Annotated in this window: 31 protein-coding genes, 1 tRNA gene and 1 other annotated feature; of the genes, 21 read left to right on the top strand and 11 right to left on the bottom strand. The window is 40.0% G+C overall.

Annotation, left to right across the window (positions count from 1 at the left end; genetic code table 11):
* The first annotated feature begins 16 nt into the window (after window positions 1-16).
* Window positions 17-478, top strand: coding sequence for an ATP-binding protein (locus P9B04_RS02725; protein WP_342053463.1), 462 nt, complete (start codon window positions 17-19; stop codon window positions 476-478).
* A gap of 10 nt (window positions 479-488) precedes the next feature.
* On the top strand, window positions 489-992 hold the full coding sequence (locus P9B04_RS02720) for a pentapeptide repeat-containing protein (protein ID WP_342053462.1): 504 nt from the start codon (window positions 489-491) through the stop codon (window positions 990-992).
* 36 nt (window positions 993-1,028) lie between these two features.
* Here the strand turns inward: P9B04_RS02720 and P9B04_RS02715 are convergent, their stop codons facing one another.
* Window positions 1,029-2,006: an NAD-dependent epimerase gene (locus P9B04_RS02715; protein WP_342053461.1), complete on the bottom strand. Its 978-nt coding sequence runs from the start codon at window positions 2,004-2,006 to the stop codon at window positions 1,029-1,031.
* A 95-nt stretch (window positions 2,007-2,101) separates the two neighbouring features.
* A complete protein-coding gene (locus tag P9B04_RS02710; protein ID WP_342053460.1) occupies window positions 2,102-3,184 on the bottom strand; it encodes a PIN/TRAM domain-containing protein in 1,083 nt (360 codons plus the stop codon).
* A 191-nt stretch (window positions 3,185-3,375) separates the two neighbouring features.
* On the opposite strand from P9B04_RS02710, the gene hemW reads away from it, so the two are divergent.
* The 3 genes from hemW (at window position 3,376) to P9B04_RS02695 (ending at window position 5,658) form a co-directional block, all read left to right on the top strand.
* Window positions 3,376-4,614, top strand: coding sequence for a radical SAM family heme chaperone HemW (gene hemW / locus P9B04_RS02705; RefSeq protein WP_342053459.1), 1,239 nt, complete (start codon window positions 3,376-3,378; stop codon window positions 4,612-4,614).
* Between the two features lie 142 nt (window positions 4,615-4,756).
* On the top strand, window positions 4,757-5,239 hold the full coding sequence (locus P9B04_RS02700) for a flavin reductase family protein (RefSeq protein WP_342053458.1): 483 nt from the start codon (window positions 4,757-4,759) through the stop codon (window positions 5,237-5,239).
* A 68-nt stretch (window positions 5,240-5,307) separates the two neighbouring features.
* Window positions 5,308-5,658 carry a phenylpyruvate tautomerase MIF-related protein gene (locus P9B04_RS02695; protein ID WP_342053457.1) on the top strand — a complete coding sequence of 117 codons (351 nt, stop codon included), beginning with the start codon at window positions 5,308-5,310 and terminating at the stop codon, window positions 5,656-5,658.
* A 73-nt stretch (window positions 5,659-5,731) separates the two neighbouring features.
* Here the strand turns inward: P9B04_RS02695 and P9B04_RS02690 are convergent, their stop codons facing one another.
* Genes P9B04_RS02690 through P9B04_RS02680 form a run of 3 tightly spaced genes read right to left on the bottom strand, consistent with a single transcriptional unit; the run spans window position 5,732 to window position 6,839 of the window.
* On the bottom strand, window positions 5,732-6,373 hold the full coding sequence (locus P9B04_RS02690; protein WP_342053456.1) for a HEAT repeat domain-containing protein: 642 nt from the start codon (window positions 6,371-6,373) through the stop codon (window positions 5,732-5,734).
* Entirely contained in the window at window positions 6,373-6,666 is a 294-nt protein-coding gene (locus P9B04_RS02685; RefSeq protein ID WP_342053455.1) for a type II toxin-antitoxin system RelE/ParE family toxin, read from the bottom strand. Before P9B04_RS02685 ends, P9B04_RS02690 begins: the two co-directional genes overlap by 1 nt.
* Window positions 6,651-6,839: a hypothetical protein gene (locus tag P9B04_RS02680; RefSeq protein ID WP_342053454.1), complete on the bottom strand. Its 189-nt coding sequence runs from the start codon at window positions 6,837-6,839 to the stop codon at window positions 6,651-6,653. The genes P9B04_RS02685 and P9B04_RS02680 overlap by 16 nt, the downstream gene beginning before the upstream one ends.
* Window positions 6,840-7,057: 218 nt before the next feature.
* Here P9B04_RS02680 and trpC point away from each other — a divergent pair, with 218 nt between their 5' ends.
* From trpC to P9B04_RS02655, 5 genes are all read left to right on the top strand, one after another.
* Window positions 7,058-7,939, top strand: coding sequence for an indole-3-glycerol phosphate synthase TrpC (gene trpC / locus P9B04_RS02675; RefSeq protein ID WP_342053453.1), 882 nt, complete (start codon window positions 7,058-7,060; stop codon window positions 7,937-7,939).
* 91 nt (window positions 7,940-8,030) lie between these two features.
* On the top strand, window positions 8,031-8,405 hold the full coding sequence (locus P9B04_RS02670) for a hypothetical protein (protein ID WP_342053452.1): 375 nt from the start codon (window positions 8,031-8,033) through the stop codon (window positions 8,403-8,405).
* Between the two features lie 475 nt (window positions 8,406-8,880).
* Complete coding sequence (locus P9B04_RS02665) at window positions 8,881-9,888, top strand: GGDEF domain-containing response regulator (RefSeq protein WP_342053451.1); 1,008 nt, start codon at window positions 8,881-8,883, stop codon at window positions 9,886-9,888.
* Window positions 9,889-9,919: 31 nt separating this feature from the next.
* Complete coding sequence (locus tag P9B04_RS02660; RefSeq protein WP_342053450.1) at window positions 9,920-10,705, top strand: transporter substrate-binding domain-containing protein; 786 nt, start codon at window positions 9,920-9,922, stop codon at window positions 10,703-10,705.
* 91 nt (window positions 10,706-10,796) lie between these two features.
* On the top strand, window positions 10,797-11,327 hold the full coding sequence (locus P9B04_RS02655; RefSeq protein ID WP_342053449.1) for a tetratricopeptide repeat protein: 531 nt from the start codon (window positions 10,797-10,799) through the stop codon (window positions 11,325-11,327).
* 423 nt (window positions 11,328-11,750) lie between these two features.
* Here P9B04_RS02655 and P9B04_RS02650 read toward each other — a convergent pair whose 3' ends face one another.
* The 4 genes from P9B04_RS02650 to P9B04_RS02635 all read right to left on the bottom strand — a co-directional run bounded on the left by P9B04_RS02650 (window position 11,751) and on the right by P9B04_RS02635 (window position 16,192).
* A complete protein-coding gene (locus P9B04_RS02650; protein ID WP_342053448.1) occupies window positions 11,751-12,515 on the bottom strand; it encodes an SDR family NAD(P)-dependent oxidoreductase in 765 nt (254 codons plus the stop codon).
* 21 nt (window positions 12,516-12,536) lie between these two features.
* Window positions 12,537-13,172, bottom strand: coding sequence for an endonuclease III (nth, locus tag P9B04_RS02645; protein ID WP_342053447.1), 636 nt, complete (start codon window positions 13,170-13,172; stop codon window positions 12,537-12,539).
* Between the two features lie 120 nt (window positions 13,173-13,292).
* Window positions 13,293-15,179: an ATP-dependent zinc metalloprotease FtsH2 gene (gene ftsH2 / locus P9B04_RS02640; protein ID WP_342053446.1), complete on the bottom strand. Its 1,887-nt coding sequence runs from the start codon at window positions 15,177-15,179 to the stop codon at window positions 13,293-13,295.
* A 254-nt stretch (window positions 15,180-15,433) separates the two neighbouring features.
* Complete coding sequence (locus P9B04_RS02635; RefSeq protein WP_342053445.1) at window positions 15,434-16,192, bottom strand: COP23 domain-containing protein; 759 nt, start codon at window positions 16,190-16,192, stop codon at window positions 15,434-15,436.
* Window positions 16,193-16,590: 398 nt separating this feature from the next.
* On the opposite strand from P9B04_RS02635, the gene P9B04_RS02630 reads away from it, so the two are divergent.
* The 10 genes from P9B04_RS02630 (at window position 16,591) to rplL (ending at window position 22,067) form a co-directional block, all read left to right on the top strand.
* On the top strand, window positions 16,591-17,250 hold the full coding sequence (locus tag P9B04_RS02630; RefSeq protein WP_342053444.1) for a DUF2301 domain-containing membrane protein: 660 nt from the start codon (window positions 16,591-16,593) through the stop codon (window positions 17,248-17,250).
* A 192-nt stretch (window positions 17,251-17,442) separates the two neighbouring features.
* The gene (locus P9B04_RS02625; RefSeq protein ID WP_342053443.1) at window positions 17,443-18,057 is read left to right on the top strand and encodes a hypothetical protein; all 615 of its coding nucleotides are present in this window, start codon (window positions 17,443-17,445) and stop codon (window positions 18,055-18,057) included.
* Window positions 18,058-18,081: 24 nt separating this feature from the next.
* Complete coding sequence (locus tag P9B04_RS02620) at window positions 18,082-18,450, top strand: DUF1818 family protein (protein ID WP_342053442.1); 369 nt, start codon at window positions 18,082-18,084, stop codon at window positions 18,448-18,450.
* A gap of 46 nt (window positions 18,451-18,496) precedes the next feature.
* Window positions 18,497-18,570 (top strand) — tRNA-Pro (locus P9B04_RS02615).
* A 188-nt stretch (window positions 18,571-18,758) separates the two neighbouring features.
* On the top strand, window positions 18,759-18,986 hold the full coding sequence (secE, locus tag P9B04_RS02610) for a preprotein translocase subunit SecE (RefSeq protein WP_342053441.1): 228 nt from the start codon (window positions 18,759-18,761) through the stop codon (window positions 18,984-18,986).
* Window positions 18,986-19,606, top strand: a complete 621-nt coding sequence (gene nusG, locus P9B04_RS02605; protein WP_342053440.1) for a transcription termination/antitermination protein NusG — start codon at window positions 18,986-18,988, stop codon at window positions 19,604-19,606. The genes secE and nusG overlap by 1 nt, the downstream gene beginning before the upstream one ends.
* Before the next feature lie 2 nt (window positions 19,607-19,608).
* Complete coding sequence (rplK, locus tag P9B04_RS02600; RefSeq protein ID WP_342053439.1) at window positions 19,609-20,034, top strand: 50S ribosomal protein L11; 426 nt, start codon at window positions 19,609-19,611, stop codon at window positions 20,032-20,034.
* 61 nt (window positions 20,035-20,095) lie between these two features.
* Complete coding sequence (rplA, locus tag P9B04_RS02595) at window positions 20,096-20,815, top strand: 50S ribosomal protein L1 (protein WP_342053438.1); 720 nt, start codon at window positions 20,096-20,098, stop codon at window positions 20,813-20,815.
* Window positions 20,816-20,832: 17 nt separating this feature from the next.
* Window positions 20,833-21,002, top strand: a sequence feature (ribosomal protein L10 leader region).
* Window positions 21,003-21,024: 22 nt separating this feature from the next.
* On the top strand, window positions 21,025-21,591 hold the full coding sequence (gene rplJ, locus P9B04_RS02590) for a 50S ribosomal protein L10 (RefSeq protein ID WP_342053437.1): 567 nt from the start codon (window positions 21,025-21,027) through the stop codon (window positions 21,589-21,591).
* Between the two features lie 74 nt (window positions 21,592-21,665).
* Window positions 21,666-22,067 (top strand): 50S ribosomal protein L7/L12, encoded by a 402-nt coding sequence (rplL, locus tag P9B04_RS02585; protein WP_342053436.1) that lies wholly within the window; start codon window positions 21,666-21,668, stop codon window positions 22,065-22,067.
* A gap of 59 nt (window positions 22,068-22,126) precedes the next feature.
* Here the strand turns inward: rplL and P9B04_RS02580 are convergent, their stop codons facing one another.
* Both P9B04_RS02580 and P9B04_RS02575 read right to left on the bottom strand, forming a co-directional pair.
* Window positions 22,127-22,897 carry a DUF1350 family protein gene (locus tag P9B04_RS02580; RefSeq protein ID WP_342053435.1) on the bottom strand — a complete coding sequence of 257 codons (771 nt, stop codon included), beginning with the start codon at window positions 22,895-22,897 and terminating at the stop codon, window positions 22,127-22,129.
* Window positions 22,898-22,903: 6 nt separating this feature from the next.
* Window positions 22,904-24,823: a chromosome segregation ATPase gene (locus P9B04_RS02575; RefSeq protein WP_342053434.1), complete on the bottom strand. Its 1,920-nt coding sequence runs from the start codon at window positions 24,821-24,823 to the stop codon at window positions 22,904-22,906.
* Window positions 24,824-25,077: 254 nt separating this feature from the next.
* Here P9B04_RS02575 and accD point away from each other — a divergent pair, with 254 nt between their 5' ends.
* A complete protein-coding gene (gene accD, locus P9B04_RS02570) occupies window positions 25,078-26,025 on the top strand; it encodes an acetyl-CoA carboxylase, carboxyltransferase subunit beta (RefSeq protein ID WP_342053433.1) in 948 nt (315 codons plus the stop codon).
* Window positions 26,026-26,284 lie beyond the last annotated feature (259 nt).

The raw sequence follows: 26,284 nt of genomic DNA, 5'->3' as shown, positions 1-26,284 counted from the left end.
TTAGAGGTGACAGCACGTGCTTGCTCTTTCCCTACCGCAAACTAAGCGATACGGTTGTACGATCAGCTTCACATCAACCCTTTATTTATGTCCTGTTCTTGATTTATTACTAGAGAAAATTCCTAACGAGCTACAAGCAGAATTAAGGTTAGGATTACAAGAAGCGCTGGTAAATGCAGCTAAACACGGGAACAAATTAGATCCTGGAAAGTCTATTTTCGTTAAATTTTCTGTCACTCAAGACTTTTACTCTTGGATTATATCAGATCAAGGGCAAGGTTTTTCCACTCAATGTGATTGCACTAATCATAGCATCGAAACATTACCCCCCGACGAATCAGAAAACGGCAGGGGGTTTTGTTTATTATATGAAATTTTTGATCAGGTACATTGGGATCAACAAAAAACACAGCTAAAACTTTGTAAACAAGTGAAAAAAAACAAACGACAATTGATTTTTTCTAACATGTATAGTTAAACTATCAAATATGATTAAAATAGAACCAAAAAAGATTATCTTAACAGTTTGTTCACTCTTGCTGTTGTCCACCATCGTTTATGTTTTCAGCCCCATCGCTCCCGTTTGGGGTGTTAATTATGCAAAACAAAATCTAATCGAACAAGATTTTTCCGGCCAAGATTTGCGAGATTCCGACTTTGAACACGCCAATTTACGGGGTTGTGATTTTAGTGGTGCTAATCTGCAGGGAGTGAGGTTTTTTGCGTCTAATTTAGAAGGGGCTAATTTTGAAGGGGCAGATTTGAGATACGCTGATTTAGAGTCGGCTAGATTAGTTCGTGTTAACTTCACCAATGCTCTTCTAGAAGGGGCATTTGCTACCAATACTTTATTCAACGGAGCAATTATTGAAGGAGCAGATTTTACTGATATTTTACTTCGTCTTGATACGGAAAAGAGGTTGTGTGAAATAGCAGAAGGAACTAATCCGGTGACAGGTAGAGACACCAAAAATACTCTTTTTTGTCCATAGGAAATGGGTAATTATATTATTACAATCCCTGAGTAATTAATATTGATAATAATTTTTATACCAACTGACAAAATTTTCTAAACCTGTTGCTAAAGACGTGTTCGGCTGAAAATCAACATCCTTAATTAAATCGTCAACATCGGCATAAGTCATAGGAACATCTCCTGGTTGCATAGGGAGAAATTCCTTAATTGCCTTTTTTCCAAGACAGCCTTCTAAAACGTCGATGAACTGTCCAAGTTCTACCGGTTGGTTATTGCCAATGTTATAAATTTTGTAAGGAACCGATGAATTATTCGGTTGAGGAATCTTGTTAATTACGCGAAAAACACCTTCTACAATGTCGTCGATATAGGTAAAATCCCTCTTCATTTTGCCATAGTTAAATACTTTAATTGGTTTGTCTTCTAAAATAGCTTTTGTAAATAAAAAATATGCCATGTCTGGTCTTCCCCAGGGACCATAAACAGTGAAAAAACGCAATCCTGTGGTGGGGATGGAGTATAAATGGCTATAAGTATGAGCCATTAGTTCATTTGCTTTTTTGGTAGCAGCGTATAAACTAACAGGATGGTCTACATTGTCGTCAGTTGAAAAAGGAATTTTTTTATTTTTCCCGTAAACCGAGCTAGATGAAGCATAGACGAGATGTTTAACTTTACTATGACGACACCCTTCGAGAACATTAACAAAACTGACTAAGTTACTATCTACATAAGCATGAGGATTTTCTAATGAATAGCGAACCCCTGCTTGAGCAGCTAAATGAGTAACATAATCGAAGTTATTATTCTTAAATAATTGTTCTACCTCTTCTCTTTTGGCTAAATCTAATCTAAAAAAAGTAAATGATTTATTAGTTTCTAATTCTTGAGTACGACTTTGTTTTAAAGTTATGTCGTAGTAAGGATTGAGATTATCAACTCCTATAACTTCATAACCGTTTTGCAATAGCTTTTTAGACAAATGGAAGCCGATGAATCCAGCCGCGCCAGTTACTAGAATTTTAGACACTTGTTCACCCTAATTAGAAATAAGATTTAGAGAAACCCTAACCTATTTTATCCGATTGCTGTCCTGTAGAGACGTTGGATGAAACGCCTCTAACTCTATGAGGATGCAATCACCGACTGGGGTTTAGCAAAAATCATGCGACCGGCAGAGGTTTGCAAAGCGGAAGTCACAACAACCCCTAATTCTTCCCCGATGTATTCTCTACCTTCTTCTACTACCACCATTGTTCCGTCTTCTAGATAACCTACCCCTTGAGTGGGTTCTTTCCCTAGTTTAAGAATTTTCAGGTCGATGGTATCACCAGGTAGATAAATGGGACGAATGGCCTGGGCAATATCGTTTACATTGAGGATGGTGACTTTTTGTAGATTAGCTACCTTGCTGAGATTGTAGTCATTAGTTAAAAGGGTTCCATTGATTTCTTGCGCTAAATGGACTAATTTCGCATCAACTGTGGTGATGTCTTCGTAATCAGCAGAATGAATCACAATTCGTTTAGGAAAAGATTCCTGCATTCTGTTTAAAATATCTAGGCCTCGTCTTCCCCTAACTCGTTTTTGGTCATTGCTACCATCGGCCAACTGTTGTAACTCTTGTAGCACAAACTGGGGAATAAGAATTTGTCCTTCGATAAACCCTGTGTGAAGTAGTTGTTCGATACGACCATCAATAATACAACTAGTGTCAACAACTTTGGTGGAAGCTGCTTCTAGGGTTCCCTCGGCCAACAGTAAAGTTTCAATACTGTTAGGGTTGATGAGTCGCAGGAAAGTACGCCCATGCACATCGGCTAAGCTAACTCCCATAAAGGAAAATACCACACTCCCCAAAATAGCGGTCATGGGTTTGATAAAAGCTAACTCCTTGGGGATGGGAAGCAGAAAAATAGGGGCTAACATCAAGTTAGCAATTAATAGACCGATAACTAGTCCTACAGCACGGGTCAAAATAACTTCGATGGGTGTGGTGCTAATGCGGGTTTCCAAACGTCTGTAGGTGGTTTGAGCGACTAAACCAAAGGCTAACCCCAAAATAGAGGTGAAACCTGAAGCTAACCACCGCAAAGCATCGATATTGGAGATTTGTTGCTGAACCTCATTGGGAAGCAAATCAACGCTATCAAAACCTACGCCGGCGGCCGCTATGATGAATATGAGAATAATAATGGCATCAATCATAGTTTTGATTTTAATCTATAATTTTGGTAGTTGAGAAAAAAATGACGATATGTTTCTACCTGATTGAGATTATTTTATCTATTATATCTTTCTCTTATTGGTAATTATTATTGATTCTTAATCCATTGCTGACCATATCACCCTAAGCAGTTCAGCAATCTAGCTAAAATATTGACAACTATTAAGAATCTATGAATTTTATCCTTCCTGTCTCAGCCTATCTTCATATTCCTTTTTGTCGTCGTCGTTGTTACTATTGTGATTTTCCTATCTCGGTGTTGGGGGATAAAACCGATACAAATACATCGGGTTCGGTGGCCGAATACGTCGAATTTTTGTGTGAAGAAATTAAAGTCACTCCTAATTTCGGGTTACCATTAAAAACTGTTTTTTTTGGAGGAGGAACTCCCTCTTTATTACCTGCTCGTTATTTAGATAAAATTTTAGCCACATTAGATCAATATTTTGGTATTTGTTCTGATGCTGAAATATCTCTAGAAATGGACCCAGGGACTTTTAGCTTACAACAGTTATCTGATTATAAACAGTTAGGAGTTAATCGTTTCAGTTTAGGTATTCAGTCTTTTGATGATAAATTACTAGAAAAAGCTGGTCGTTTTCATCGGTATAGAGATATTGAACAGTCTATTGATTTTATTAATCAGGTTAAGGTTAAAAATTTTAGCTTAGACTTAATTTCTGGTCTTCCTTACCAAACGTTAGAAAATTGGCATTTTTCTCTCTTAAAAACAATCGCAATTCAGCCAAGTCACATTTCTTGCTACGATTTAGTGCTAGAACCTGTCACGGCTTTTGGCAAACAATATAAACCTGGAAAATTTCCTTTACCCGATGATGATAATACTTCTACAATGTACAAAACGGCACAAAAAATATTAACCGAAGTAGGTTATGGACATTACGAAATTTCCAACTATGCTAAACAAGATTATCAGTGTCTTCATAACCTTGTTTACTGGCAAAATAAGCCTTATTATGGTTTAGGAATGGGAGCTGCGAGCTATACCAACAACCAAAGATTTACCCGACCAAGAACCCGTAAAGATTACTATCAATGGGTGAAAAGTCTGAAACAAGAAGGTTATTCTTTACCTGGCGATTATTTAGAAAAGATTGATATTTTATTAGAAACACTAATGTTAGGATTGCGACTCCAGCAAGGAGTTGACTGGCAACAGTTATTTACATTTTTCGGAGAAGAAACAATCAAACTAATTTATAAAACTTTATTACCCTATCATCAAACAGGTTTAGTAATTTTTCAATACATAAATAGTAATTTTACGACGCAAATAAACCATAAAAACTGGCAAAATATAAGTAGGGTGATGTTAAGTGACCCCGATGGCTTCTTATTATCTAATACTATTCTTGCAGACTTATTCGATAAACTAGAATCTACAATTTAACTGTTTTAAATTCATAATTTATGATCTTCGGTGTTATTGGAGTCGTTCTTTGATATTATAAAAGAAAGGCTGACTTTATCTTTAATCAAAGGTAAAAGCCACTGTCATAAACAACCCTAAAAAATAAAGGAGGAAAACTACATTGTTAGACGAAAAAGCAAAAAAAACGATGCTCAGAAAAATTCCCCACGGAATTTACATTTGTGGAGTCAAAGATGGAGAGAATCTTAACGGTTTTACTGTCAGTTGGGTGATGCAAGGTTCTTTTGAACCACCCTTAGTTATTAACTGTGTTAAAAAAGAATCTGGTTCCCATGAAATGCTCAAAAAAAGCAGTGTTTTCTCCATCAGTTTTCTAGAAGATGGTCAAAAAGATTTAGCTGCCAAATTTTTTAAACCCCAAAGTCGTGTAGGTAATAAATTTGAAGATGTGGAATTTTATGAAGGAGAAGAAACGGGATGCCCTATCATTAAGGATTCTTTAGGTTATGTGGAATGTCGAGTAATAGGAGCAGTAGAAAAAGGAGATCATACCGTTTATGTCGGTGAAGTTATTGCCGCAGGAATACACCGAGAAGGGAAAGGTTTAACCCTAGAAAGTACAGGATGGCAATATGGGGGATAATTTTCTCCAAACCGAGATGCTACCATCGACAATTAGAGGTTATTAATTACTACAAAATAGAACCAACTATGCCATTAATTCAAGTAAAAACATCTGCCTCTCAACCAGAATCAACGGTTATTGAATCTTTGCTCACAACTTTATCAGCAAAACTAGCACAACATTTAGGTAAACCAGAGTCTTATGTTATGACTGCCTTTGAATCAGACATTAAGATGACTTTTTCAGGGACTTTTGAACCGGTTTGTTACCTAGAAATTAAAAGCGTTGGGAGTATGAGTCCCTCGCAAACCAAAGCAATGAGTGAAGATTTTTGTCAGGTGGTTGAAAATAAATTAGGGGTTGATAGAAATCGCACTTATATCGAATTTGCAGATGCTAAAGGGAGTATGTGGGGATGGAATGGAAGGACATTCTAGTTAATTAAAGATTAATTCTAGAAAATTTATACAGGGGGGGAAATAGACAAATGAACCCTCCCTACTTATTATGCTATGTGTAATTCTTTTCAATCCTTTCCAAAGCTAATTTAATACGGGCGCAAAGCCCTATTTCTAACTCAGTTTCTAACTGTTTCCTTAAACTTTCAATAATACAATCAACCAAACTCTGATCATTCACAGAAACCCCTAAATTTTCTAACCCTACCACCGCAGCGTAACGTACTACCCATTCCGGGTCTTCTAATACCTTAATTAATGTCTCAGTGGCTCGTTTTTGCCCCTCAGAAGCCTCAGAACTGGATAAACTAGCCCATCCTATATAACCCAGTCCTTTAGCCGCCGCACGACGCACGCTCAAGGAAAAATCCGTTAACGCTGTCTCTTGGAGATGGTCTAAAGCCGAAGGATGACCGATACCAGCTAAAGCACGAGTGGCCCAAGCCCTAGCCCCATAATTGTAACCATCAATCTGTTTTAGTAAATAGGGGACACTCACATACCCCAAATTAACTAACCCTTCCACCGCAGCCACCGCAGCCCCAGGATTATTGTATCCCAACGCTTCTATGAGGGTAGGAATTGCCTGTTGATGACCACTAGAAGCCAAAGACCTAACCGCTGTGAGCAACCCCATAGCAGAATCGGCCTTTTGCACTCCTTCAATTAAACCTTGAATGTCTTGATCTTCCATTATTCATTAAGACCTAATAACCTTTTTGTATGCACCACCGCCACCACTATTACCGTCTCCCCATCCACTTGATAGATGACACGGTATGTATAAGCGGGTTGATCGCGAAAGGTCTCATTGTCCCCTTCAGCAATCAACTCTCCTGTTAATGGATTGTCCTCCAACTGACTCGTAGCATCCAAAATCTGGCGTACCACCGCAGCAGCGTAAGAAGGAGAATCACGGGCGATATAGGTCGCAATGGAATCAACATCTTCTACTGCTTTAGAAGACCAAATCACTCGATAAGCCATTTACTTAGTAGTCCCTCGACTTCCTCTTGTTGTAATATGGGTTCGCGCTCGGCGACCTGTAATCCTTGACGGATTTTTTCTAGAACATACAAATGATACTGAATATCTTCAATTGAACAATCATCTGGTAATTCATTCAAGATGGATTGGATTTTTTGTTTAACAGTGTTCATAGGGATGATTAACGTAATCTTTAATTTAAAGTTAGGGATACTATCGGATTATATAGAAAATCTTTTTTTTTATCTTAGCCACCCCTCTCCGTAACTTCCCTCACTAGATTTACGGGAACCTTCTCAAAGGCTCTGGTAAAGGGACGGGAATTATGGATACAATATCCTAGATGCCAGAAAAGTCTCAATTAGTTTCTTAAAGTTTCTTAACAAAACGAATGCAAATCAGACGACGACCCCCCAACCCTGCTGTAGAAGTGGACATCTTACGTTATCAAGTACCCGATCCCAACGGTGAAGCTAACCACATCCTCGAAGAAATCGTCTGGCACAAAGAAAAAGAAATAGAACGAATGCGAGAGCGTCTTTCTTTGTTAGAACTACGAAAGCAAGAAAGAAAAGTCCCTCCAGCTAAAGATTTTTTAGGGGCTATTGCCCAGGGAAAAACTCAACCTGCTCTAATCGCAGAGGTAAAAAAAGCTTCTCCTTCTAAGGGGGTAATTCGAGAGGATTTTGATCCAGTGGGCATCGCCCAAGCTTATGTTAAAGGTGGGGCCAGTTGTCTTTCTGTGTTAACAGATAGTAAATTTTTCCAAGGTAGTTTTGATAACTTAGCATTAGTGCGTCAAGCAGTGGACATTCCTTTACTTTGTAAAGAGTTCATTATTTATCCCTATCAAATCTATTTAGCTAGGGTTAAAGGGGCAGATGCTATTCTTTTGATTGCGGCTATTCTTAAAGATGCCGATTTAAAGTATTTTGTTAAAATCATTCGTTCTTTGGGAATGACTCCTTTAATAGAAGTTCATTCCTTAGAAGAAATGGATCGAGTTTTAGGTATTGAAGGGGTTTCTTTAGTGGGAATTAATAACCGTAACCTCGAAACCTTTGAAGTTAGTTTAAACACCACTAAAGAGTTGTTAAACGATCGTCGGGATAAAATAAAAAAGCAAGGAATTTATATTGTTAGCGAATCAGGAATACATACCCCCGAACACTTACAACAGGTAACAGAGGCTGGATCTGATGCCGTTTTAATCGGAGAATCTTTGGTTAAACAAGCTGATCCCACCCAAGCGATCGCTCAACTATTTTCATAGAGATGATAAGTTTGACAGACTGTCTTTTGACTATTTATAGAACTAATTAGTAAGATTGAAGTAACGGAGAAATTTTTATAGTAACAAAATTATGGCAGTTGAATTAAAACCTGATGAATTAGTTGATATCCAGGCCACCGGAGAATGTAGTAACGGAAAACCAAGAAAACTTATTTCCATTGGTATCACCCCAACTGGTTATATTGCTATTGGTATAGCACCAATGGGAATCGTTGCCATTGGCTTTGTACCTATGGGTTTAATATCTTTCGGAACCGTAGCTATGGGAACCATCGCTACAGGTTTAGTTAGTATGGGGGTAATTTCTGTTGGTCTGGAAACCATGTCTCTTGTTAACCTAGGTACATTTAAAGTGGGTCCAGTGGAAGTTCACTCAGCACCTCACGATCATGGGAGTCACAACGACCACAAAGATCATAACGATAATCATCAACACCATCACTAAAAACATAATCCTTTGACGGGTTTCACCTTCACTATTAGTCGGGGAGATATAAGTTAAACATGGCTCAATGAGTCAAAATAAACTAGATAAATAGGGAATCACAGATATCAAGGCGTTATTTCCCTATTTATTTTCTTTGGGGTATTAGATAATTATCACAAGTTTTCCTAATTTTTTTAGTTTAATATTCTTCTTGTCAGTATTGTTGTCTTAAACGAAAAACTTTATTCTAATAGATCATTCCTAATTGCTATATCAACCCACTTCATATAAGATACCCCACATCTCTCCAACTATTAATTAGCAAAACTTAATCGGGAGCAGACAAAAATATGTCATGATTTAAAGGAGACTATAATTGTCCAATGCTGATGGATTACCCCAATCGTTTAGAAGAAACGATCTTTTCTTATTTTTTTCTCCATAAATGAATATCAAGTTTGATCGACAACTGTTCTGTAATTCTGCTAAAAAAATGAAAACATTAGAACCGTTTGATCCTGAAAAGTTTTTGATTTTGATTGTAGATGATATTCGCAAAAATTTGCAATTACTAATTGAAATTTTAGACACGGTCGGTTACAGAACAACTTTCGCTCTCTCAGGAAAACAAGCAATAGAAAGGCTGAAAGGTACAAAACCAGACTTAATATTATTAGATCTAATGATGCCGGAAATTAACGGTATCGAAGTTTGTAAAAGACTTCAACAAGACGAAAATACAGCTAAAATTCCTATTATTTTCTTAACAGCCGCCACCGAAACCAACTATTTACTTAACGCCTTTGAAGCCGGAGCAGTTGACTATATAACTAAACCCTTTAGAACTCCAGAACTTTTAGCGAGGGTTAAAATTCATTTAGACTTAAAAAGAACTAAAGATGAATTAGAAAAAGCCTACGACGAAATGAAACGTATTGCAGCCACAGATGAATTAACAGGTATCCCTAACCGTCGCTCAATTTTTAACTTTGGGAGACAGGAATTTGAGCTTAGCAAACGCTATAACTCCCCTTTTTCTTTGCTAATGATCGATATTGATAAGTTCAAAACCATTAACGACAGTTATGGTCACGATATAGGAGATGAAGCACTAAAAATGATGGTAAAAACTACCTTAAATTCTATTCGCAAAGTAGACTATATCGGACGATTAGAAGCTTTAGAAGAAACTCCTGAGAAAAAAGGTCATTTAGGAAGATTAGGAGGAGAAGAATTTGTTGTTATTTTGCCCCATACTAATTTAAAAGGAGCCTATAAAGCAGCCGAGCGTATCTGCAAAGCCATGACAGCAGAAAGTTTGCAGGTAGAAAATAAACCTGTTAACATTACCGTAAGTATTGGAGTAGCGACCTATGACCAGAAAGATGAGAAAATGGATGATCTTTTAAAGCGTGCTGATTTAGCTCTTTTTGCTGCCAAAAGGAACGGGAGAAACAGAGTAGTCATTATGCACAACGATAAGTTAACAGTTGGTCAATAAATTAGTGATATGTCCTCAACTAGTTGTTTAAATGTTTAATACCTTTGCTAAAAAATTAGCCTTAATTATAACTCTTGGAGTCTTTTTTAGTCCGAGCAATAATTCCCTAGTAACCGCCGCCAGTTTAGAAGAAATTCAACAAAGAGGAAAGTTAATAGTTGCTGTTAAAGATAATATTCGCCCCTTGGGTTTTCGTGACGAGAAAAATACCTTACAAGGATTAGAAATAGATCTAGCCAAGCAATTAGCCAAAGACATTTTAGGTGATCCTCAAGCCCTAGTTTTACAACCAGTTAGCAATCAGGAACGTTTACAAAAAGTAATGGCAGGGGAAGTAGATATAGCCATCGCCAGAGTTACGATTAATACCCCTCGCAGACGTTTAGTAAGTTTTAGTCCTTACTATTACTTGGACGGTACAGGTATCATCACTAACAATGCTACCGTTCGCGCCTTAGATCACCTATCCCAGTCCAAAATCGCAGTGCTGAATCGTTCTAGTACCATCTCTGTGATTCGTGCGGAACTTCCTCAAGCACAATTAGTCGGGGTTGACTCTTATCAAGAAGCCCTGACTTTACTGGAAGCAGAACAAGTGGTTGCTTTTGCAGGAGACAATAGTGTTTTAACGGGTTGGGTACAGCAATACCCCCAATATTATCGCCTACCAATACGTTTATCGGGGGAAGCTTTGGGGGTGGTGATGCCCAAAGGATTGCAGTATGCTAGTTTACAGAGTCGCATTAATCAAACTATTGGTCGTTGGAAAGCGTCTGGATGGTTGGCTAAGCGTTTGGAGTATTGGGGACTTCCTTAAAAAATGCGTGGTTAGTCCACCCCCCAACTCTAAACTCGTGTTAGGGACTGCTGAAACAACAAATAACCTACACATTGGGATGTACTAAATCATGAATGAAGTATTGCCAATTATTTATTTATCTGGAATTGTGGTTTTTTTGGGAGGATTAGCTGTTTTTCTCTCCTTCCAAGTTATTAAAACCCGTCGCACAGAAAATCGGTTCTATAAACTACAGAAAAAGCTACAAGAGAAGAAAGGTGCAGCTGAGGAGTATTACGAGTTAGCTAGTTTATATCTTGATAAAAAATTGTATGTTCAAGCGATTAACCTTCTGCAAAAAGGGTTGAAAACCGGAGAGAAAATCCCACCTGAAAATAAAGCTTTGATGTACAATGCCATTGGGTTTGCTTATTTTTCCCAAGAACAAGTGGATATAGCTATTCGTAATTACAAAGATGCCGTCAAACTCTATCCTGACTATGTCATCGCTCTCAATAATTTGGGCAATGCTTATGAGAAAAAGCAGATGATTACCAAAGCCGTTGAAGCCTACGAAGAAACCCTAAAATTTGACGAGAATAATAAGATTGCTAAACGTCGGGCTGAATTATTACGCAAACGTCTAGTTACCTCTAAATAATTATTTTTTCCCTACAAACAAGTTACCCGCCTACGGAGGCGGGTTAATCAGTGTACAAAGGATATGGACTCCTAGAAATATAAATGAATTGGTTAGATAGTGACTAACTAAAATGTATACTGACTCACAATGCTTAACTGCTAACTTAACGCCCTATTTCTAACCCAGGGGTTAATTGCAGTTTCACCACAACAGTTCCTTGAAAGAATAGCTTAGGAAACTGTGGGTAACACCATCATTTCTTTGCAGAACTTCGGTGTTAAGAACATTGCGTCGATTCGAGTAGATGACACGAACTCCAATCGATCCTTTTTGAGAAGCTTTGATGTACTTCTTTGTGCCTATTAATTAGGATAACATTCACATCATAAAAATGCTTAATTTTTTTTACAAAACTTAAAAATTGACTTAGCTAAGTAAAAATTACCAAGGAAGACGACTTCCATCCCAAGAAAAGAATTGTCCTGTATCACTTTCGGTTAAATTATGAATAATTTTTAATAATTGGTCGACGGTTCTTTCTACGGGAAATAACTTTTCTGGGGGAACATTTCTTTGAAAAGGTTTAGATAGATTTGTATCCGTTGTCCCTGGGTGTAAAGCGACAACAATAGTATGGGGACAAGTCCGCTTGTATTCAAGGGAAATAGTTTTTAGGAACATATTAAGGGCGGTTTTTGAGGCACGGTAACCATACCAACCCCCAAGATAATTATCGCCAATGCTGCCTACTTTAGCACTGATAGCGGCAAAAACACTAGGATGGGAATGACGAAAGAAAGGTAATAAATGTTTGGCTAATAAAACACTGGCGATACTATTAACTTGAAAATAGGTTAGAAGATTTTCGCTATTGATATGTCGTAAACTTTTTTCTGGTTTGATATTATCTTGTTGCAAAAAGCCAACACAGTTAATTACTAAATGAAGATCGGATATTTGTTGTTTTAATTCTTGTGCTAAAGTCTGAATTTGTTTTTCTTCGGTAACATCCAACTGCAATAAATTTAGGGACGAGGAATGTTGTATTTGTAAATTAAATAAATCTTGCGCTGTATCTTTATGCCGATAGGTTGCATAAACATTGATGTTATTGTTTTGTTGGATGAGGGTTTTAACAAAACCTAAACCGATACCTCTAGATGCTCCTACAATGAGAATATTTTGCTGCGGATTTGAAAGATTCATTTGTTAAAAATATTATAAAAATTAAGCACAAGAAGGACATAAAAATGCTAACTGACATTCTTGACAATTTGGCTTTCTTGCTTTACAAATTTGACGACCATGATAAATAATGCGAATAGAAAAGTTTTCCCAGTCTTTTTGTGGTAATAAAGGCATTAAATCCTTCTCTATTTTAACCGGATCAGTGGCTTTGGTTAGCCCCAATCTTTGACTTAAACGCTTGACATGGGTATCCACTGTTACCCCTGCATTAATACCAAAAGCATGAGCCAAAACAACGTTAGCTGTTTTTCTAGCGACTCCTGGTAGTAATAATAATTCTGGCATTGTTCGAGGTACTTCACCATTAAAATCTTCGACAATTTTTTGACAAGCTCCTTGAATATTTTTCGCTTTATTACGATAAAATCCAGTGGAACGGATTAAGGTTTCTAATGTTTCTCGATCTGCGTTAGCTAAAGCGATCGCATCTGGAAAACTGGCAAACAATTCGGGGGTTACTTTATTAACCCGTTCATCGGTACATTGTGCTGATAATATAGTTGCCACTAATAATTGAACAGGACTATCGTAGGTTAAACTACAAGTAGCATCAGGATAAAGTGTTTTGAGAATTTTAAGTATTTCTAGAGCTTTTTGTTTTTTAGAGATTTTCATCGCATCGTATAAGAAAATCGAGTCACTATCAACCCGACAGGTAATCAATCTATTCTGTAAACAAAGTCATAAAAAAGACGCGAATAAACCGCGTCTCTTTTGAATATTTTTTGAGCTAACTTATAGCTGAGGTACAAACTGTTCTTTTTCAGGAACATTTGTGTATTCAGCCACGATTTGACGGAATTCTTCTCCATCAATAGTTTCTCTTTCGATGAGTAATTCCACCAAGCGATCAACTACTTCGCGGTTATCGCGGATGATTTGACAGGCTAATTTATGTCCTTCTTCCGCTAAAGTGCGCATCTCACTATCAATTTTCATGGCCACTTCCTCGGAATATTCTGAACGGTTCATTAAACCACCCCCCAAAAATACTTCACCAGAAGAACTTTCTAAGGAGACAGGGCCAAGTTCGCTCATTCCAAAACGAGTTACCATCTGACGTGCCATTTCGGAGACTTGCTGTAAATCCCCACCAGCACCGGTTGTTACCTCATCGTAACCAAACACCTCTTCTTCCGCCGCACGTCCGCCTAAAGCCCCTGCAATGCGGGCCATAAGCTGCGCTTTGGTTGTTAGTCCTTGTTCTTCGTTGGGGGTAAACCAGGTTAACCCTTGAGCTTGTCCACGAGGAATTAAGGTGACTTTCTGTACAGGATCGTGGTCTTTAACTAAGGTTCCCACGATCGCATGACCAACTTCGTGATAAGCAATGAGACGCTTACTCTTACTATCTACTAAAGGGGTTCCTTCCATGCCAGCAACCACCCGATCTACCGCATCATCAATTTCCAGTAAGGTAATCGCTTCCTTGCGACGACGGGCTGTTAAAATGGCAGCTTCGTTGAGTAGGTTGGCTAAGTCAGCACCGCTAAACCCAGGAGTACGACGAGCGATGGAGTCGATCGAGACATCGGGAGCTAATTTTTTGTTACGGGCGTGAACTTCTAAGATTTCGATTCTTCCCTTGAAGTCAGGAGCATCCACAATTACCTGACGATCAAAACGTCCGGGACGCATCAGAGCAGAGTCAAGTACGTCGGGGCGGTTGGTGGCAGCAATGATAATGATACCGGTGTTACCTTCAAAACCATCCATTTCTGTTAACAGTTGGTTGAGGGTTTGTTCACGTTCGTCGTTACCACCACCGATACCAGCACCTCTCTGACGACCTACTGCATCGATTTCATCGATAAAGATGAGACAAGGGGCGTTTTCCTTAGCTTTTTTGAATAAATCACGAACACGGGAAGCACCCACACCCACGAACATTTCTACGAACTCAGAACCAGAAATACTGAAGAAAGGTACACCGGCTTCCCCTGCGATCGCTTTAGCAAGCAAGGTTTTACCAGTTCCAGGAGGTCCCACCAATAACACACCCTTGGGAATGCGCGCGCCAACTGCGGTGAAGCGTTCGGGCTGTTTCAAGAAGGTTACAACTTCTTGTAATTCTTCTTTTGCCTCGTCGATACCGGCTACGTCGTCGAACATGATGCCGGTTTTGGCTTCCATTTGGAAACGAGCTTTTGATTTACCAAAACTCATGGCCTGTCCCGGTCCACCAGGTAAGTTACTGGAACGACGGAACAAGAAGAATAATGCCCCAATGAGGAGAATGGGGAATAGTAAGTTGCCCAAAAAGCCCCATAATGCTCCCTCGGTACGGACGGGATGGGATTCTAGTTGCACATCGGACTTTCTTAACTTGGTGATTAGGTCCGGAGCGTTGATGGGAAGATCCACCCGTGAACGTTGTACTCGGTCTTGAATTTCGGGGTCAACCGCTTGTACAATGGCGGTGCGTCCCCCTTCGTAAAGGTCTACGCTGAGGACACGGCCAGAGTCTAAATACTCTAGGAAGCGTCCGTAGGTCATACGGGTGTTAGCTGTGTTGTTTCCTGTGGCGGTTGAAGGTGAAGGTAAAGCTCCTTGCCAGAGGAAAAATCCAACCACTAATAGTGGTAAGGTCCAGAGTAATAGGGTTCTCCAAGATATTTTCATAGGTTAATGTTTCTCGTAGATGATCAAATTCGTTTTTCTTAAGACAAAATGTAATCTTTGTCAAGGGTTTCGCTATAATGACGGGAAATTCGCTTAGACTTCAGACCCAACTTAATTAAATTTAACGTAATTCTCAGATTAGTTGCAAGTTTTGTTATGTGTAGACAAAAAAATAGAGAGCAGTAACTCACTAACTCTCTAGAAATAAAGGGAAAGAACATAAAAATATTAAGCCTCTTTCCCTGCTGGTATATCTACTCAACAATAGGACCAAGTTTGGTGATCTCAGGATCTTCTCCACCAATACTTCCAGAAATAGAGTTGTTAAACTGAGCAAGAGTTCTTTGAGCTTCAGCAAATGTAGCTCCGTTCTCAGGCTTCAAAGTGAAAACAACATTTTCGGTAGAAGGGTTTTCAGGATCATAGGAGATAAAGATAACTGTTTCTCCGTTAACCACGCCGGTTCCCATTCTTTCAGTGAATGCTTGTGCAACACCGATAGGAGTAGTTTCACCGAAGGCGTAGGCGAGATTGGTTAAACGAGCACTAACGGTTTCACAACGGCTCTGAGGAGTGTATAGTCCTTCAGGATTACTAGAGGGACGATCTTCGGTCCATAGAATCATGGGTTGCCCAGTTAATTCACCTAATGCGATGTACTGAGAAGAAACATCCTCACTGGAATAAACACCACCACTATAGGGGTTATGAGGATCAAAAGTGCTACCAACAGGAGCAGCTTTTGCAGGGTTGAAGGTAATTTCCACTACCTTTTCTTCAGTGGCATAAGTGCCGTCTGCTTGAGGAACACATTCAAAAACAACTTTTTGGATCCTGCGCTCAAAAGCACGGGGACCAGGATTGCTGTCCCAGTCAACATATGCAATTTCTTCCTCTTGTTCAATTTCTAGAGGATAAACGAAATGTTGAGCTTGCGCCTCAGAAACTAAACCAAGTACACCAACGGTTGCTAATGTACCTAAAGCAATAAACTTAGCTGAATTGTTAACCATTTTGACCTCCAAAGAGTGTAAGGAGCAGTGTTCTAATAACAAACAAACTGCTGTGTTATTCGATTTGCCCTAAACTCAAAGTTTACGGGACTTTCACTACCTCACACCACACTTTATCGGTCGCTAAATTGTTTCTCTCTGCCTAGCACCTTACTTATTACAATAATTATTCTAGCTCTTTAATTCTGTTCAAGGTTGACAATCATAGCATTATTTTACAATTGAATATTTGTTATCTATTTTATTAGTATATTATATCTTTTTTAAACTACAATAATATCTTAAATATTACAGCTATCTCTTAAAATTTAAGATGAATTTTATAATTAACAAAAAATCCCTTTTCTTTCGGCAAAAAGACGATAGAATTTAATGGTTAAATAACAGGGCAAAAAATTATGACCACAACATCGGATACTGTAGAAGTTTATCAGGGTCAATTTGGACAATATACTATCACTCCAGAAGACCTTAGAGGAGTAAAAATTTATCGTGCAGGGTTAGTATTATCTGCCTTCAGTTTTGCTGTGGGAACTGGCTTTGTTTTAGGACAGGGATCAAATTTTGTGAGCATAACTTTATTGACTCCTTTGTTTACCTTATTTTGTCTTGGTTTGGGCATTAGCTTAATAACTATTCATATTTACTTGATTCCTCTCCATCGTTTCCTACAAGTATGTTGGGGAATTGGAACGATAACCGCCATAATTTTTTCTATATCTTGTCAAGAGCCTTTGGCTTTATGTATTTATCAAAATCCCCTTACTCTATTGGGAATAGGATTTATGTTTGTTGCTCTGACAGGGATTTATTTTAAGGAAGCTTTTTGCTTTAATCGTCTGGAAACAAAATTATTAACCCCCTTAGTTCCTGTGCTGTTATTGGGTCACTTATGTGGAGTTTTATCAGTGGAGATCGAACAAGCTTTGTTGGGAATCTGGGCAGGTTTATTTGTTATTTTTGCCATGAGGAAATCCATTCAACCCTTAATCCCTGATATTGGAGATAAATCCGTATTCACCTACCTAAAACAACAACGATCTCCCTCAGTTTCCTAAAGAATGGTTGAGAATTGCCCTCAGTACCACCGCAAAAATTTAGCAGTTTCCTCAAAGACAAATCATGGTGTGAGGTTGCAGTACAAATCAACATGACCGCAGTAAATGTGTTATTATCGTCTCAAAAAACAATATGAAAAGTATCCTCTAATCTTGTAAAAGGAAAAAAATTTTCAACTTAATTTTTAGACAATGAGAAAGACACTTATTCTTGGGAATAAAAGTAGTAAATGGTTAGGGATTTTTCTCCTCAGTCTGACCATAACTTGGGCCGCAATGCAAATTGAATCCACTCAGCTTAAAGGTTGGGGTATAAAAAGCGTTTACTCCCAGACCATTCGGCCGGAACAAGCAGCAGAAATAGTTTACGAAAAATTACCCAATCTCCCCAAAGAAAACAACTACTACAGCACTGAAACAGGAGAAATAAACCCAAATCATACCCTAATCAGTCGCTTTATCCGTTATCACAAAGATTTTCAACGACGCTCTCCCAAATATCGCTTGGACTGGAAAGTAACTCTAGCAGATTATTTAGGAGTCAATCAGTCCATTAGAGAATCTAACTACCCGGGATCTACCTTAACATCCAACCCTCTGCCACAAGACATCGAGGTTATTCGGCAACTGAGTCGTCGTCAGCGTCAACAGTTAGTGGACTCCTTGGTGGAGATTTATAACCCTCAACCTCAAACAACCAACAATCAACCAATTTCCAACCAAACAGAAAAAACATCCCCAGAAGAAACCACCCCATCTAGTCCTAACATATCTCAGCCCGGAGATGCTCAATTATTGGCACCATAGATAACATCCAAATTTGTATTAATAATGAGCGATCGCATACTTAAAAAAGGGACAGGATGGCGATTAGGATGGGATAAGCAAGCAACAACTTATCCCATCCTAATCGGGGGAGAAAATTGGGCAATTGAATTGAGTAAAGCAGAGTTTGCCGATTTTTGCCGTCTCTTTGAGCAATTAACCATAACCATGAACAGTATGGCCGAAGAACTCATGGAAGAAGAGAGAATAGCTTGTGAGGCTGAAAGCGAATTGTTATGGTTAGAGGTAGAAGGATTTCCCCATGCTTACTCCATGAGGGTGATTTTAAATCGCGGTCGTCGTTGCGAAGGGAACTGGACAGCAGAAGTCGTCAGGGAACTATATCAAGAAATTCAAAAATTAAACACCTTTTGACTTGCTTTTTGAAAATAATAAGGTTATGATTAGACTCTGTGAATATCGGGGCGTAGCGCAGCTTGGTAGCGCACTACTTTGGGGTAGTAGGGGTCGTGGGTTCAAATCCCGCCGCTCCGATTTAGTACAAAAGCAAACTTAATTTCTTTGTTCTGGCGTTAGCTCGTAACAAGAGTCGCAGATGATAAAAGGTTAAGTTTTGAGTTATACTGATAGTTCGAGTTCAACTGGAAAAATTACCCCAGTTATCGCTCAACAATCAAGTGCAGTAGTAAAATACTGCCGTTTCATATTGAGAAGAGATCACCGTGGTTAGACAAGAAGGCTCTAAAAAAGATACTAAACAAAACAAAGGCGAGAACAAAGCCAGTAACCTTGTGGTTGAAACCAAAGAGGAACTAGCAAAAGTTGTTTGGCCATCAAGACAACAACTGTTAAGCGAATCAGCCGCAGTAATTTTAATGGTCAGCCTTGTGGCCACTGTTATATATCTTGTAGATAACCTATTTTCATGGGGATCGGGGAAGGTATTTTAATGAGTTTTGCTCACGATAACGCATCCGAACCAGAACAGCAACAGGAAAGGCAGAAATTGGTAGCCAGATGGTATGCCGTGCAAGTGGCTTCTGGTTGCGAAAAGCGTGTCAAAAACAACCTAGAACAACGGATTCAAACCTTGGATGTGGCCGATAGGGTCCTACAGATTCAAATTCCTAAAACGCCAACAGTGAAAGTCCGTAAAGATGGAAGCCGTCAACAAGGGGAAGAAAAAGTCTTTCCTGGCTACGTTTTAGTGAAAATGATCATGGATGATGATGCTTGGCTAGTGGTAAAAAATACCCCCAACGTCATTAACTTTGTAGGGTCAGAACAAAAACGAGCCTACGGTAGGGGTCGTGGTCACGTGAAACCCCTTCCCCTAAGTCCCTCAGAAGTCGAAAGAATCTTTCGCCAAGCAGAGCAACCAGAACCCCTTGTTAAGATTGATATGGAAGTCGGCGACAAAATTCTGGTACTCTCAGGGCCTTTTAAAGACTTTGAAGGAGAAGTGGTGGAGGTTAGTTCTGAACGGAATAAACTCAGGGCATTATTGTCCATTTTCGGACGAGACACCCCAGTTGAACTCGAATTTAACCAAGTTGAAAAGCAAAATTAGCGATGCCCAAGAAAGTCGTTGCCTTAATTAAACTAGCCCTTCCTGCAGGAAAGGCCAACCCAGCCCCACCCGTTGGACCGGCTTTAGGTCAACACGGGGTCAATATTATGGCGTTTTGTAAAGAATACAACGCCAAAACCTCTGATCAAGCCGGGATGGTAATTCCCGTAGAGATTTCGGTATTTGAAGATCGTAGTTTTACCTTTGTCCTCAAAACCCCTCCTGCTTCCGTGTTAATCCGTAAAGCAGCTGGCATCGAGAAAGGTTCACCCCAACCTAATAATCAAAAGGTAGGTAGCATCACTCGCGATCAACTCAAAGAAATCGCTCAAACAAAACTGCCCGATCTCAATGCTAACGACATCGACGCAGCCATGAATATTGTAGAAGGAACAGCCCGTAACATGGGTGTTACCATCAAAGACTGATTAACCATTAAACTAAACCAGGAGGGAGAAGCCACGCTTCGTTAGTACCCCAGGAGGAACCATGCCCAAAAAACTCTCAAAAAGAATTAAAGAAGCCTTATCAAAAATCGACCAAGATAGAGTTTATGAGCCTTTAGAAGCCTTAAAAATCCTCAAAGAAACGGCTACAGCTAAATTTAGCGAATCAGCAGAAGCCCATATTCGTCTTGGCATCGATCCTAAATACACCGACCAACAATTACGAACAACAGTTTCTCTTCCCAAAGGCACTGGTCAAGAAATTAGAGTTGCCGTAATTGCCAGGGGGGAAAAAGTCCAAGAAGCCAGCGATGCAGGGGCTAATTTAGTTGGTTCCGAAGAGTTGATCGATGAAATTCAAAAAGGTATGATGGATTTCGAGGTACTAATCGCTACCCCCGACATGATGCCTAAAGTGGCAAAATTAGGGCGTTTACTCGGTCCACGGGGTTTGATGCCTTCTCCCAAAGGGGGAACCGTTACAGCCGACCTCGGAACTGCGATTAATGAATTTAAAGCAGGGAAATTAGAATTTAGAGCCGATCGAACAGGCATTGTTCATGTTATGTTTGGAAAGGCATCATTTCCTGCCGAAGACTTGTTGGTTAATCTCAAAGCCCTACAAGAAACTATCGACAGACAACGCCCTTCTGGAGCGAAAGGTCGCTACTGGCGTACTATATTTGTGTCTGCTACCATGGGACCCTCCATACAAGTAGATATCAGTGCCTTACGAGACTTAAATCTCGTAGAAGGCAATTAACATCCCACAACTAAAAAATTAAACTTTGGTTTATACCGAAGACAGCAGGGGCAACTTGCTTAAATATCCTGCCGAGGTTGAAGCTTGAAGAGATGACACCCAGAAAAGTAGCAGTTTATGCTTACTGTTTTTGTGGTGTGATTAGACTTCAACCCCGGCAAATTGCTAGGGGTTTATTTTTTTCCCAAAATTAAGGAGGTGATAACAGAATGGGAAGAACAAAGGAAAATAAAGCAACGGTAATCGCCGATCTCAAGGAACTTTTGAGTGACGCACAACTAGGCATGGTTATTGATTATCAAGGTCTATCCGTTGCCGAAATTACCGACCTGCGTAACCGTCTAAGACCTACTGGGGCTATATGTAAGGTAACTAAAAATACCTTGATGGAACAAGCCATCACTGGGGACGAAACCTGGGAACCGATGACTAACTTTTTAAAAGGGTCATCAGCCTTTGTTTTAGTCAAAGATGACGTAGGTAGCGCGGTGAGGGCTTATCAGTCCTTCAAAAAAGACACCAAAAAAACCGAGTTCCGCGGTGGTGTCATGCAAGGGCAAGCCCTTAACGAAGAACAGGTTAAGGCTATCGCCGATTTACCGTCAAAAGAAGAATTAATTGCACAGGTTGCTGGGGCAATCAATTCTGTCGCCTCCAAGTTAGCAGTTGGAGTCAACGAAGTACCAACTTCTTTGGGACGGGGTATCAACGACATCCCCAACTCTCTCGGGCGCGTTATGGCAGCCATGGCAGCCAGAGAAGAAGGGAATGGTTAAAGCTCATTCCCCCATTTTTCTATGTCGTTTGTTCGATTATCCACTTTTTTTATTCATTTTCAAGGAGTTAAATTATGTCTGCTGCAACCGATGAAATTCTCGAAAAGCTAAAATCTCTGACCCTTTTAGAAGCTTCTGAGTTAGTTAAACAAATTGAAGAAGCCTTTGGTGTCAGTGCTTCCGCCCCTGCTGGTGGTATGATGATGATGGCACCTGGTGCTGGTGGGGCCGGCGGAGCGGCCGCTGAGCCAGAGGAAGAGAAGACCGAATTTGATGTCATTCTCGATGAGGTTCCCAGTGACAAGAAAATTGCCATTCTCAAGGTAGTTCGTGGTATTACTGGCTTAGGGCTGAAAGAAGCTAAAGACATGGTTGAATCCACACCTAAGCCTATCAAGGAGGGTGTGGCAAAAGATGATGCCGAAGAAACCAAGAAAAAACTAGAAGAAGCTGGTGCAAAAGTCACCGTCAAGTAGTCTTCTGCTCAAGCCCTTACTGTATTCAGTGAGGGCTTACCTGTTTAACTTTACTATGATCACATTCTGCCAGGATTTAACCAGCGCAAAATTTCGTCTTTGAGACGATATAAATCACGAGAAAGAGTTTGTTTTACCCATTGTCCAACGGCATCTAGAGGGGTGAATACTTCTCCTGTTTCCCACTTTATTTCCTGGGATAATGGGGTTAAATGATTGCCTGATAGAGTTTGTAATGCTACGAGGGTAGGGTACTTTTCGTCTAAGATTGGTTTTAAAACAGTAGTTTCGTCAATATTATCTTGAGTAAATTTGATCAGTAAATTTCGTCTGATTTGATAGTCTTGTTTAATGATAAGTTTAGTGTCGTCGGGAGAGGGAGTAAACTCTAGATTAAGGTACTGCTCAATCTCTAATTGTTCTAAAAATGGTATAGCTTTTTTAACAGGATAATTATTAAAAGAAATGAGAATATTTCCTGCTCGTTCCACAGAAAAAAGACTACCTATTAATAAATGAAGTTTACAGCCCATACTGTGACCAATTCCATAAATGGGCAGATAACCTTGTCCAAGAGCTGTATTTGTTTGTAAACGCTCTAAGATACCCTCAAAGCGGTTAAGAACATTCCGAGCGATGCCTAAATGATCAAAGGTATTGATAAAAGGGGTTGCGATGATTGCATAACCTTCTTTTGCCAACTCTTCGAGGAGGCAACGATATGTAAAATTAGGTGCTGTTCCTACAAAAGCACCGCCCAAAAAATGAATAACGGCGATGGGGTATCTAGGAACTAAAACTGAACTGCCGGAGATTTCTTGCCATTCCATAACTACTTAGGGAGTATCATTATAGCTTTCACTATCGAGAATCGGAATAAATTGGTTTTCGGGTGCTAAAGAAGGGGGAATTTGGGGAGTTGGTGGCTGTAATAACTTGTTCCAGGCGTTGATTTGGGTTTGGGCAGAGCTATGGGCAGCACTGGTACTAGGAATCATCTTGGCTAATTTGATCGCTTCGGGTAACAAAGAGCGATTAGCCAGCTTTTGAGCGGTAGAGAGTAACTGAAAGCCCCAACGATCTAAAGCTTGTCTAGCTTGACTTCCAGCATCTGTCGAAGAAGGGATGTCACTAACTATAGCGATGGCAGAAACTAGAGCTTGAGGGGTTTGGGGTTGGGCAATCAAATAAGCCTCTCGTAAGTCTCGCTGGGCGCGGATTTCCCGTTGCCATTGGTCAATGTTGCTTTGAGCTTCTTGGTAGAGAACCCTTCCTGAGTTAATTTGTCTAGCAGTACGGATAGCCGCCTCGTAGTCATTAGCAGCACCTAAAGCAATGGCTTGATTTAGGATTGGTTGATCCTCTCGGCGTTCGATGGTAACACGCCACCGATTAATTTCTTCTTGAGCCTCGTTGTAGAGTGTGCGTCCTGAACCAATCATTTGCGCTTGAGCGATCGCTTGTCTTAAATCAGATATGCTCCTACTGGAAGCTAGAGTACGAGCTTGATCAAGAATTGGTTTGTCTTCTCGCATTTGGATGGTGTTAGTCCATTGACTAATTTCCTTTCTGGCTTCTTGATAACGGGGGTTCCTCGACGGTACTTGCTCTGCGGCTGCGATAGCAGCATTCAAATCATTGATACTACCTCCAGAAGCTAGATTTCGGGCTTCTTGCAGATAGGTAACATCTTGTATTTCTAATTTAAAGCGGCTGATTAGATTTTGAGCTTCTTGGTAAAGGGGACGATCCTCTGCGATTTCTTCTAGACCTAAAATGGCAATTTCTAGGTTGTCCACTGTCCCTGTTTGAGCGTCTAAACCAGCACTGGCGATGGTTCTCCAGTCCGCTATTTCTTCGGATAGGGCTAAACTATCCGGTAATTGGTTAATTACATCAGATAGACTTGTCCAGCGACGATCATCGATTAAATTGTCAATGTGATCGGTAATTTTGTCTTTTGCTTCTGCAATGAGATCTTGAGCTTCTTGATAAGCGTAACTTTCGGGGGAAATTTGTTCAGCATCGGTAATGGCTTTCAACCAGTTATCCACCCCTCCACGCCTTAACACAAGATAAGCCTCGTCTAGGCGACTGCTCTCTTCTTGGGCTAATTGGATTTTACTTACAGTGTCATCGTATCTTGTGGTTGCCCAGTATTTATTAGGAACACTTAAGAGCCTTACTGCCTCTCTAAAAGCTAGGTTCCAATTAGACTCTCGTAACTCTTCTTCCACCTCAGCAAAAATTTCTTCCCCTTCGCTCCAAATACTGCGCCACTTTTCCACCCTTTCATCCACTACCTGATACACCTGGACGTTCTCGGGGACTCGACGGGCGGCCTCGATGGCTTCTTCTAATTTACCCCGTTGAAACTCCTCTTCAGCAATGTCTAAAATCGCTAATGCCCATTCTTCTACGTTGCGATTTATTTCGTGTCTGAGGGGGTGATTTTCTGGTAAAGCTTCCACCAGATCAATGGCTCGTAACAAATTGTCCACCTTTCCCTGTTCTGCTTCTACTTGGGCGCAGTAGATTCGCATTGATGCTGAGGCAATTGGCCAAAAAATACGGACACATTGGGGGGATTTTGGCAACCTCAGTAACATAGATGTTGCTGTAAAACCGATGGTTCCAGAGACGATAATCAGGGTGACTGCCCAGATTTGCCAAGGAATTTGACTCGTTCGTAGGGTGATACGCTCTAACAAAGCAGGGTGGTTAGCGGTGGTCCCTCGATTTGTGGATTGTTCCATAATGCTACAGACTTAGATTAAGCCTTATTTTCTCCTCATCAGCCCGTTTAATTATGCCAGGTTTTAGGTAACTATGCTCAACTTTTTGATTAAGCTAGACATAATGGTGGCTAATGATAATGTAGCGCAAAGTCTTATGTTTGTGATCCGCAATGATAAAATAGAGTTAGTCTCAGTAGGTTTATTCGTGTCGTTTTCTCACCAAGACTCGTCTTTTAAAACCTTAAAATAATTAGTAATCTTATATTCTATCTATGTCTATATTTGACTGGTTTGCTAAACAGGAAAAGTCAGAACCCGCCATTCAACAACAGCAGAAAGAACGGGAAATCGCTGATGGTTTATGGACTAAGTGTCCAGCTTGTACAACTGTTACCTACACTAAGGACATACAGGCGAATCAATTGGTTTGTACCGAATGTGGTCATCACTTCCGAGTAGAAGGTCCAGAACGCATTGCCCAGTTAATTGATAAAAATACCTGGAAACCTCTCAATGAACATCTCAATCCCACTGATCCTTTGAAATTCTGCGATCGCAAACCCTACAGCGATCGTATCAAGGACACTCAAGAAAAAACAGGGTTGGTCGATGCAGTGGAAACGGGAACAGGACTCATCGATGGTCTTCCTTTAGCTTTAGGGGTGATGGACTTCCGTTTTATGGGAGGTAGTATGGGATCTGTGGTGGGGGAAAAACTCTGCCGTCTTATTGAACACGCTACAAAAGAACGGTTTCCGGTGGTTATTATCTGTGCTTCTGGTGGGGCGCGAATGCAAGAGGGAATGTTAAGCTTGATGCAAATGGCTAAAATTTCTGGGGCCTTGGAACATCATCGCAACGCAAAATTGTTGTATATTCCTGTGTTAACCCATCCCACCACTGGGGGCGTAACCGCCAGTTTTGCTATGTTGGGGGACATGATTTTGGCTGAACCCAAGGCTACTATTGGTTTTGCTGGCCGACGGGTGATCGAACAAACTTTGAGGGAAAAATTGCCCGAGGGCTTCCAAACGTCGGAATATCTACTGAACAACGGCTTTGTGGATGCAATTGTTCCCCGGACTCAACTTAAGAGAACTTTAGCCCAATTAATCAGTATCCATCAACCCTTTTTTCCAGTTTTACCTCCCCTCGATGTCCGTGAGCAGCATCACTATAGAGAGGAAGCTATCTTAAAATTAGATGGAAGACAGAAATAAGTGGTGATTACCCAGATTAAAACACACTAACTCATAGCATTTTAAAAAAGTTAAGGGTGAGAATATTTAATAGTTTTTTATAGCAATAAGAGTCGACGTTGTTGACTCTTATTTTTTGTCCAATTTTACCGCCAAATTGAGTTATACCAAATCCGGTTCTAAAACCCAGGCATAAGGGAACATTGAACAGTGAGCAAAGGTAACTGATACCAAATCCGCTCTTTTTAACCCCCTTATAAAACCCTTTACTAATAGATGA

The organism is Crocosphaera sp. Alani8 (genome assembly GCF_038442745.1).
GTDB lineage: Bacteria > Cyanobacteriota > Cyanobacteriia > Cyanobacteriales > Microcystaceae > Crocosphaera.
This window is presented reverse-complemented; position numbering and strand designations above follow the sequence as displayed.

What these genes read in the sequence shown, in the direction of transcription:
- nth (WP_342053447.1), bottom strand. Translation starts at nt 13,172, where the DNA reads ATGAAAATCTCTAAAAAACAAAAAGCTCTAGAAATACTTAAAATTCTC.
- rplL (WP_342053436.1), top strand. Translation starts at nt 21,666, where the DNA reads ATGTCTGCTGCAACCGATGAAATTCTCGAAAAGCTAAAATCTCTGACC.
- P9B04_RS02580 (WP_342053435.1), bottom strand. Translation starts at nt 22,897, where the DNA reads ATGGAATGGCAAGAAATCTCCGGCAGTTCAGTTTTAGTTCCTAGATAC.
- rplJ (WP_342053437.1), top strand. Translation starts at nt 21,025, where the DNA reads ATGGGAAGAACAAAGGAAAATAAAGCAACGGTAATCGCCGATCTCAAG.
- P9B04_RS02720 (WP_342053462.1), top strand. Translation starts at nt 489, where the DNA reads ATGATTAAAATAGAACCAAAAAAGATTATCTTAACAGTTTGTTCACTC.
- P9B04_RS02685 (WP_342053455.1), bottom strand. Translation starts at nt 6,666, where the DNA reads ATGGCTTATCGAGTGATTTGGTCTTCTAAAGCAGTAGAAGATGTTGAT.
- P9B04_RS02620 (WP_342053442.1), top strand. Translation starts at nt 18,082, where the DNA reads ATGAGCGATCGCATACTTAAAAAAGGGACAGGATGGCGATTAGGATGG.
- trpC (WP_342053453.1), top strand. Translation starts at nt 7,058, where the DNA reads ATGCAAATCAGACGACGACCCCCCAACCCTGCTGTAGAAGTGGACATC.
- hemW (WP_342053459.1), top strand. Translation starts at nt 3,376, where the DNA reads ATGAATTTTATCCTTCCTGTCTCAGCCTATCTTCATATTCCTTTTTGT.
- P9B04_RS02575 (WP_342053434.1), bottom strand. Translation starts at nt 24,823, where the DNA reads ATGGAACAATCCACAAATCGAGGGACCACCGCTAACCACCCTGCTTTG.
- P9B04_RS02635 (WP_342053445.1), bottom strand. Translation starts at nt 16,192, where the DNA reads ATGGTTAACAATTCAGCTAAGTTTATTGCTTTAGGTACATTAGCAACC.
- rplK (WP_342053439.1), top strand. Translation starts at nt 19,609, where the DNA reads ATGCCCAAGAAAGTCGTTGCCTTAATTAAACTAGCCCTTCCTGCAGGA.
- P9B04_RS02655 (WP_342053449.1), top strand. Translation starts at nt 10,797, where the DNA reads ATGAATGAAGTATTGCCAATTATTTATTTATCTGGAATTGTGGTTTTT.
- P9B04_RS02710 (WP_342053460.1), bottom strand. Translation starts at nt 3,184, where the DNA reads ATGATTGATGCCATTATTATTCTCATATTCATCATAGCGGCCGCCGGC.
- ftsH2 (WP_342053446.1), bottom strand. Translation starts at nt 15,179, where the DNA reads ATGAAAATATCTTGGAGAACCCTATTACTCTGGACCTTACCACTATTA.
- P9B04_RS02650 (WP_342053448.1), bottom strand. Translation starts at nt 12,515, where the DNA reads ATGAATCTTTCAAATCCGCAGCAAAATATTCTCATTGTAGGAGCATCT.
- P9B04_RS02665 (WP_342053451.1), top strand. Translation starts at nt 8,881, where the DNA reads ATGAAAACATTAGAACCGTTTGATCCTGAAAAGTTTTTGATTTTGATT.
- P9B04_RS02690 (WP_342053456.1), bottom strand. Translation starts at nt 6,373, where the DNA reads ATGGAAGATCAAGACATTCAAGGTTTAATTGAAGGAGTGCAAAAGGCC.
- P9B04_RS02625 (WP_342053443.1), top strand. Translation starts at nt 17,443, where the DNA reads ATGAGAAAGACACTTATTCTTGGGAATAAAAGTAGTAAATGGTTAGGG.
- P9B04_RS02630 (WP_342053444.1), top strand. Translation starts at nt 16,591, where the DNA reads ATGACCACAACATCGGATACTGTAGAAGTTTATCAGGGTCAATTTGGA.
- accD (WP_342053433.1), top strand. Translation starts at nt 25,078, where the DNA reads ATGTCTATATTTGACTGGTTTGCTAAACAGGAAAAGTCAGAACCCGCC.
- nusG (WP_342053440.1), top strand. Translation starts at nt 18,986, where the DNA reads ATGAGTTTTGCTCACGATAACGCATCCGAACCAGAACAGCAACAGGAA.
- rplA (WP_342053438.1), top strand. Translation starts at nt 20,096, where the DNA reads ATGCCCAAAAAACTCTCAAAAAGAATTAAAGAAGCCTTATCAAAAATC.
- P9B04_RS02670 (WP_342053452.1), top strand. Translation starts at nt 8,031, where the DNA reads ATGGCAGTTGAATTAAAACCTGATGAATTAGTTGATATCCAGGCCACC.
- P9B04_RS02680 (WP_342053454.1), bottom strand. Translation starts at nt 6,839, where the DNA reads ATGAACACTGTTAAACAAAAAATCCAATCCATCTTGAATGAATTACCA.
- P9B04_RS02695 (WP_342053457.1), top strand. Translation starts at nt 5,308, where the DNA reads ATGCCATTAATTCAAGTAAAAACATCTGCCTCTCAACCAGAATCAACG.
- P9B04_RS02660 (WP_342053450.1), top strand. Translation starts at nt 9,920, where the DNA reads ATGTTTAATACCTTTGCTAAAAAATTAGCCTTAATTATAACTCTTGGA.